The sequence below is a fragment of the Streptomyces sp. CNP082 genome, from assembly GCF_059570535.1.
Window position 1 is genome coordinate 1 of sequence record NZ_JCANSZ010000114.1, and the last position, 7,978, is coordinate 7,978.

Sequence of the window (7,978 nt, forward strand, 5' to 3'; positions counted from 1 at the left end):
GACGCCCTGCGGGAGTTCGCCGCCACCCGGCTCCCCGAGCACATGGTGCCCGCCACCGTCGTGGTCCTCGACGCCCTGCCGCTCACCCCCAACGGCAAGACCGACCGCGCCGCCCTGCCCGCGCCCGACCTCGCCGAACATGCCACCGGCCGCGCCCCCGAGGGTGCGGCGGAGGAGACGCTGTGCGCGCTGTTCGCCGAGGTGCTGGGTCTGGAACAGGTGGGTGCGGACGCCGACTTCTTTGCTCTCGGTGGTGACTCCATCACCTCCATGCAGCTCGCCTCCCGCGCCCGCCGCGCCGGACTCGTGCTCACCCCCCGGCAGGTCTTCGAGCAGCGGACCCCCGAGCGGCTGGCCGCCGTCGCCCCGGCGGCCGGGGCGAGCGAGGCGGCGGCCGATGCCGTGGACACCGGCGAGGTGCCGTGGACACCGGCGATGCGGGCGCAGGGCGTACGGTCGGCAGACGCCGGCTTCGCTCAGTGGACGGTCGTCGGTGCACCCGCGTCCCTCACCCACTCCGTACTGACCGGCGGCCTCGGCGCCGTGCTCGACGCGCACGCCATGCTGCGGGCCCGTGCCGATCTCTCGGATCCGGCGAACCCCCGCCTCGTCGTCCCCGAGCGCGGCTCCGCCGACCCCGCCGGTCTCGTCACCCGTATCGACGCCGTTGACGCCGCCGACACCGCAGACACGGCCGGCAACGCCGGTCTCGACGCGCTCGCCGGCCGCGAAGCCCGCGCCGCCGCCGCGAAGTTGCGTCCTGCGGACGGAACGATGGTCCGTGTCGTCTGGCTGGACGCCGGCCCGTCCCGGGTCGGGCGGCTCGTACTCGTCGTCCACCACCTCGTGGTCGACGGCATGTCCTGGCGCATCCTCCTCCCCGACCTCCAGGCTGCCTGCGTTTCTCTCGCCCACGGCCGGCAGCCCGCCCTCGACCCCGTACCGACCCCCTTCCGCCACTGGGCACGCGACCTCGTCGCCCAGGCGGCAAGCGATGACCGCGCCGCCGAACTCGACGCCTGGACCGTCCTCCTCAGCGCCCCCGAACCGCTCCTCGGCCACCGCCCCCTCGACCCGGCCGCCGACACCGCCGGGGCCCAGCGCCGCCGGGAGTGGACTGTGCCCGCCGCCCAGGCCGCAGTCGTCGCCGGGCGGGTACCGGCCGCGTTCCACACCGGCGTGCACGAGGCGCTGCTCGCGACCCTCGCCGGGGCCGTCGCCCACTGGCGGCCGGAGACGACGGACCACGGTCTGCTCATCGACATCGAGGGCCACGGCCGCCAGCCGGACGGGGACATGGACCTGTCGCGGACGGTGGGCTGGTTCACCAGCTCCCACCCGGTGCGCATCGACGTCTCCGGCGTACGCCTCGCCGACGCCGTTGAAGGGCGCGCTGCTGCCGGCCGGCTGCTGAAGACCGTGAAGGAGCAGGCGAGGTCGGTCCCCGGTGACGGCCTCGGGTACGAGCTGCTGCGCCACCTCAACCCGCGGACCGCCCAGGCCCTGGCCGCCCTGCCGCGCGCGCAGATCGGCTTCAACTACCTCGGCCGCTTCCCCGCCGCGGCGCCCTCCGCGTCCCTACGCGCCTGGCAGCCTGCCGGCGACACCGCGGTCGGCGGCTCCGTCGCCCCCGACATGCCGGTGGCGCACGTGCTGGAGGCGGGGGCCGTCGTCCAGGACGGGCCCGAAGGGCCCGAGCTGACGCTGACCCTCGCCTGGGCCGGCGGACTGCTGGGTGACGCTGACGCCGACCGCCTGGGCGCCGCCTGGCTGCGGATGATCGCCGGCCTCGCCGCGCACGCCGAGGACCCGGCGGCTGGCGGGCACACCCCCTCCGACTTCCCGCTTGTCGACCTCACCCAGGACGCCGTGGAGGAACTGGAAGCCGCCGTGCCCGTGCCGGCCGACGTGTGGCCGCTGTCGCCGCTGCAGCAAGGGCTGCTGTTCCACGCCGACTTCGACGACACCGGCCCCGACGTGTACGAGGGCCGCCGCGCCCTCGCGCTCGACGGCCCGCTGGACACGGACCGGCTGCGCGCCGCCTGGGTGGCGGTCCTCGACCGGCACCCCGTTCTCCGGGCGAGCTTCCACCGCCTCGCGTCGGGGGAGGCCGTGCAGGTCATCTCCCGTGATGTACCGCTGCCCTGGCGCGAGGCGGACCTCTCCGGGCTCGCCGAGGCCGACGCGGCGCGGGAGTTGCGGCGGCTGGCGGACGAGGACCGCGCCGAGCGGTTCGACCTCACCGTCGCGCCGCCGCTGCGGTTCCTGCTGGTGCGGCTCGCCGAGGACCGGCACCATCTCCTGGTCAGCAACCACCACATCGTCATGGACGGCTGGTCGCTGCCCCTGCTGATCGGCGAGGTCTCCGCCGCGTACGCCGCCGCCGGTGACCGCAGCAGGCTGCCGGCCGTCTCCTCGTACGCCGACTACCTCGGCTGGCTCGCCCGCCAGGACCAGGACGCGGCGCGCGCGGCGTGGCGCGCGGAGCTGGCGGGGGCCGACGAGCCGACGCTCGTCATCCCGGCGGAGTCGGTGCGGGCGCCGGTGCTGCCGGAGCGGGTGCGCTACGAGTTCGGGGCGGAGTTGTCCGCAGGGGTGGCGGAGCTGGCACGGGCGCACGGGGTGACCGTGAACACCGTGGTGCAGGGCGCCTGGGCGCTGGTGCTCGCGCGGCTCACGGGCCGCGACGACGTGGTGTTCGGCGCCACCGCCGCGGGCCGGCCGCCGGAGCTGCCGGGCGTCGAGTCGGTCATCGGGCTGTTCATCAACACCCTGCCGGTGCGCGTCCGGCTCGACGGCGCGCAGCCGGTGGCCGGGATGCTGGCCGAGTTGCAGCGACGGCAGGTGGCGCTGATGGCGCACCAGCACATCGGGCTGCAGGAGGTGCAGAAAGCGGCCGGCGCGGGCGGTACGTTCGACACGCTCGTGGTGTTCGAGAACTACCCGGCGCCCCCCGCAGGCCCGGCCGCTCCCGGGGCGCTCACGATCCGCCCCGCGGGCGTCACCGAGGACACCGGCCACTACCCGCTGACGCTGATCGCCGTCCCCGGCGAGCGCATCCAGGGCGACTTCATCTACCGCCCCGACGTGTTCGACCGCGACCGGGCCGAGGACATCCTCGCCTCCTTCGCGCACGTCCTGGAGCAACTGGCCGCCGACCCCGGCGCACCCGTCGGCCGGGTAGCGGCCGTGACCGAGGCGGGCCGCGCGCTGGTGACCGGGGAGTGGAACCGCACCCGGCCCCCGGCGCCGGCCGTGCCGCTGCCCGGACTGTTCGGCGCGCAGGTGGAGCGGTCGCCGGAGGCGGTGGCGGTGGCGGCCGGGGAAACGGCCCTGTCGTACGGGGAGGTGGCGGAGCGTGCGGGCCGGCTGGCCCGGTATCTCGTGGCGGCCGGTGTGGGGCCGGAGACGCGGGTGGCGGTGGTGGCGGAGCGGTCGGTGGCGCTGGTCGAGGCGCTGCTCGCCGTGTCCCTGGCGGGGGGAGCGTTCGTCCCCGTGGACCCCGGTTATCCGGCCGAGCGGCTGGCGTTCGTGCTGGGGGACGCCAATCCCGCGCTGGTTCTGTGCACGTCGGCGGCGTACGACGTACTCCCGGCGGGCCTGCGCACCGTGGTGCTGGACGACCCGGCGGTGGCCGCCGAGGTCGCGGCACTCCCCGGCGGGGTGCTGCGGGAGGACGAGCGGCGCGGACCGCTGACGGCGGACCATACCGCGTACGTCATCTACACCTCCGGCTCCACCGGCCGTCCCAAGGGCGTCGTCGTCTCCCACCGCGGCCTGGGCAACCTGGCCCGCGCGCAGATCGACCGCTTCGCGGTCGGCCCCCGGTCGCGGGTCCTGCAGTTCGCGTCGGTGAGCTTCGACGCCGCGGTCTCCGAGCTGTGCACGGCCCTGTTCTCGGGCGCGGCGCTCGTCGTGGCCACCGCCGGCGAACTGCCGCCCCACGTCGGCCTGGGCGACGCCCTCCGCGCCACCGGCGCCACCCATGTGACGGTGCCGCCGAGCGTGCCGGCCGTCACCGAGGACCTGCCCGGCACTCTCGAAACCCTCGTCGTCGCCGGTGAGGCGTGCCCGCCCAGGCTCGTGGACCGCTGGTCGCCGGGGCGGCGGATGATCAACGCGTACGGGCCCACCGAGGCCACCGTCTGCGCCGCGATGAGCGCCCCGCTGACGCCCGGCACGGATCCTGTGCCCATCGGCGGCCCGATGGCCGGTGTCCGCACCTACGTGCTGGATGCGTTCCTGCAGCCGGTGCCCCCGGGCGTCACCGGTGAGCTGTACGTGGCCGGGCCGGGCCTGGCCCGCGGCTACCTGGGGCACGCGGACCAGACGGCGGAGCGGTTCGTGGCCTGCCCGTTCGACACCGGCCGGCGGATGTACCGCACCGGCGACCTGGCGCGCTGGACCGGTGACGGGCAACTGGTCTTCGCCGGCCGCGCCGACGAGCAGGTCAAGGTCCGCGGCCACCGCATCGAGCCCGGCGAGATCGAGGCCGCGCTCGGCACGCACCCGGACGTCGCCCAGGCCGCGGTCGTGGCCCGCCAGGACCGGCCCGGCGAGACCCGGCTCGTCGCGTACGCCGTCCCCGCCGGGCCGTACGACGACGGCGAACTGCCGTCCGCGCTGCGCGACCACGTGCGTGCGCTGCTCCCCGCGTACATGGTGCCGGCGGCCGTCGTGCCGCTGGAGCGGATGCCCCTCACCCCGCACGGCAAGGTGGACCGCAGGGCACTGCCCGCCCCCGACTTCGCCGCCCTGGTCTCCGCCCGCGAGCCGGGCACGGCGGCGGAGGCGGCGCTGTGCGCGCTCTTCGCCGAGGTGCTGGGCCTGGAGCGGGTCGGGCCCGACGACAGCTTCTTCGCGCTGGGCGGCGATTCGATCACGTCGATGCAGCTCGCCTCCCGGGCCCGGCGCGCGGGGTATGTGCTGACGCCGCGGCAGGTGTTCGAGGAGAAGACCCCGGAGCGGCTGGCCCTGGTCGCGCAGGCGGCGGACGGCGCGGCGGCGGTGGCGGACGTCGGCGTCGGCGAGGTGCCGTGGACGCCGGTCATGCGGCGGCTCGGACAGGGCGTCGCGGACGGCCGGTTCGCGCAGTGGACCGTCGTCGGTGCCCCCGCGGACCTCACGGCGGACGTGCTGACCGCGGGGCTCGGTGCGCTGCTCGACACACACGACATGCTGCGGGCCCGCACCGACCTGTCCGACGCGGCGGACCCCCGCCTCGTCGTCGCCGAGCGCGGCACCCCCGACGCCGCCGGCCTGGTGACCCGTATCGACGCCGCGGACGTGCCCGACGCCGGCCTGGACGAGGCCGCGGACGGCGCGGCCCGCGAGGCGGTCGCGCGCCTGGACCCCGCGGCGGGCGTGATGGTGCAGGCCGAGTGGCTGGACGCCGGGCCCCTGCGGGCCGGGCGCGTGGTGCTCGCCGTGCACCACCTGGTGGTCGACGGGGTGTCGTGGCGGATCCTGCTGCCCGACCTGCGGGCCGCGTGCGAGGCCGCCGCCGCGGGGGAGGAGCCCGTACTCGACCCGGTCGCGGTGTCGTTCCGCCGCTGGGCCCGCACGCTCGTGACCGAGGCGGCGAGCGAGGGGCGGCGGGCCGAGCTGGAACAGTGGGCGGCGCTGCTCGGCGAGCCCGAAGCGCCGCTCGGCCGCCGCGCCCTCGACCCCGCCGTCGACACCGCGCCCACGCTGGCCGACCGCTCCTGGACCGTGCCCGCGGACCAGGCGGCCACGCTCGTCGGCCGTACGCCCGCGGTGTTCCACTGCGGCGTGCACGAGGTGCTGCTCGCCACGCTCGCCGGCGCGGTCGCGGGCTGGCGGACGGACGCGTACGACGGCGTGCTCGTCGACATCGAGGGGCACGGCCGCGAGCCCGTCGGCGACCTCGATCTGACGCGGACGGTGGGCTGGTTCACCGGCGTCCACCCGCTGCGGCTGCGGACCGCGGGCATCGACCTCGACGGCGTACGGGCCGGGGGCGCCGCGGCCGGCGAACTGCTGAAGTCCGTCAAGGAGCAGGCGCAGGCGGTCCCCGGTGACGGTCTGGGCCACGGGCTGCTGCGTTATCTCAACGCCGGGACAGAAGAGGCGATGGCGGCGCTGCCGCAGGCGCAGATCGGCTTCAACTACCTCGGCCGCTTCCCCGCCGCCGCGCCCTCCACGTCCGTACGCGCCTGGCAGCCGGTCGGCGAGAGGGCGGTCGGCGGNTCCGNCGCCCCCGGCNTGCCNNTGGCNCACGCGCTGGAGGCGNGCGCNGNCGTCCNNGANNNNCCNGCNGGCCCCGAGCTGNNGNTCACNCTGTCGTGGGCCGGCGGGCTGCTGGACGACGCGGACGCCGAACGGCTGGGCGCGGCCTGGCTGGAGCTGCTGGCCGGCCTCGCCGCGCACACCGAGACCCCGGCAGCCGGCGGCCACACCCCCTCCGACTTCCCCCTGCTCGACCTCGCTCAGAACCAGATCGAAGAGCTCGAAGCGGCGTTCGCCGACGAGCAGTCCCAGCCGGGCCGACCGGCACGAAGCCGCTGATGAGGAGAGTGCGATGAGCCGATCCCTGGTCGAGGACGTGTGGCCGCTGTCGCCGCTGCAGGAAGGCATGCTCTTCCACGCGGCGCTCGCCGGCACCGGCCCCGACGTGTACACCGTGCAGTCCGCCCTGGACGTTGATGGGCCGCTCGACCCCGGGCGGCTGAAGAAGTCGTGGCAGGCGCTGCTCGCCCGGCACGCGGCACTGCGCGCCTGCTTCCGGCAGGTCAGCGGAGCGAAGATGGTGCAGGTCATCGCGCGCGACGTGGAACTGCCGTGGCAGGAGGAGGACCTGTCGGGGCTCAGCGAGGACGACGCCCGTGCCGAGCTGGACCGGCTCACGGCGCGCCGGCTCGCCGAGGGGATCGACCTGGCGAACGCACCGCTGATGCGCTTCCTGCTCGTACGCCTCGGGGAGAACCGGCAGCGGCTGGTGATGACGTTCCATCACATCCTCATGGACGGCTGGTCGATGCCGGTCCTGCTCACCGAGCTGTCCGCCGTCTACGCCGCCGGGGGCGACGCCTCGCGGCTGAAGCGCGTGCCGTCGTACAGCAGGTATCTGGCGTGGCTGGGCCGTCAGGACAAGGACGCGGCGCGCGACGCCTGGCAGGCCGAACTGGCGGGCGCGGACGAGCCGACGCTCGTCGCCCCCGCCGACCCGACCCGGGCGGCAGTCTTCCCCGAACACGTCATCGGTGACGTCCCGGAACACGTCACGAAGGGCCTGCGGGACCTGGCCCGCGCGGAGGGCCTGACCCTCAACACCGTGGTGCAGGGCGCCTGGTCGCTCGTCCTGGCCAGGCTGGCGCGCCGCACCGACGTCGTCTTCGGCGCCACGGCAGCCGGGCGGCCCGCGGAGCTGGCCGGTGTCGAGTCGATGGTGGGCCTCCTGCTCAACACCCTGCCGGTGCGGGTGAAGCTGGACGGCGGACAACCGGTGCTGGAACTGCTGGCCGACCTGCAGCGGCGCCAGTCGGAGCTGATGGCGCACCAGCACCTCGGACTGCCGGAGGTGCAGCGCCTCGCGGGCCCCGGCGCGGTCTTCGACACGCTGGTGCTCTACGAGAGCTTCCCCCCGCCGCCCGCGGCGGCTTCCGAGCCCGAGGCGCTGACGATCCGGCCGTCGGGCACGTCCCGGGACGCGGCGCACTACCCGCTCACGCTGGTCGTGACTCCGGCCGGGGACCGGCTGCGCTGCAAACTCGACTACCGGCCGGACCTGTTCGACCGCGACATGGCCACGGAGATCTTCGGACGCGTGGTGCGGGTGCTGGAGCAGGTGGTGGCGGATCCGTCGGTGCGGGTGGGTGAGGTGGAGGTGCTGTCGCCTGGGGAGCGGGCGTCGGTGGTGTCGGGGTGGAATGCCACGGAGTTGGCGGTGCCTTCGGGGTCGGTGCTGGACCGGTTCGGGGCGTGGGTGCGGCGGGCGCCGGGTGCGGTGGCGGTGCGG

At 75.7% G+C, this 7,978-nt stretch carries 2 protein-coding genes; both read left to right on the plus strand.

Going from position 1 to position 7,978, the window contains the following annotated elements:
* Positions 1-6,528 (plus strand): amino acid adenylation domain-containing protein (locus B124_RS36510; protein ID WP_496507326.1); only part of this gene is annotated, 6,528 nt, incomplete at its 5' end.
* Positions 6,529-6,541: 13 nt separating this feature from the next.
* Positions 6,542-7,978: condensation domain-containing protein (locus B124_RS36515; RefSeq protein WP_496507327.1), on the plus strand; the 1,437-nt coding region annotated here is incomplete at its 3' end.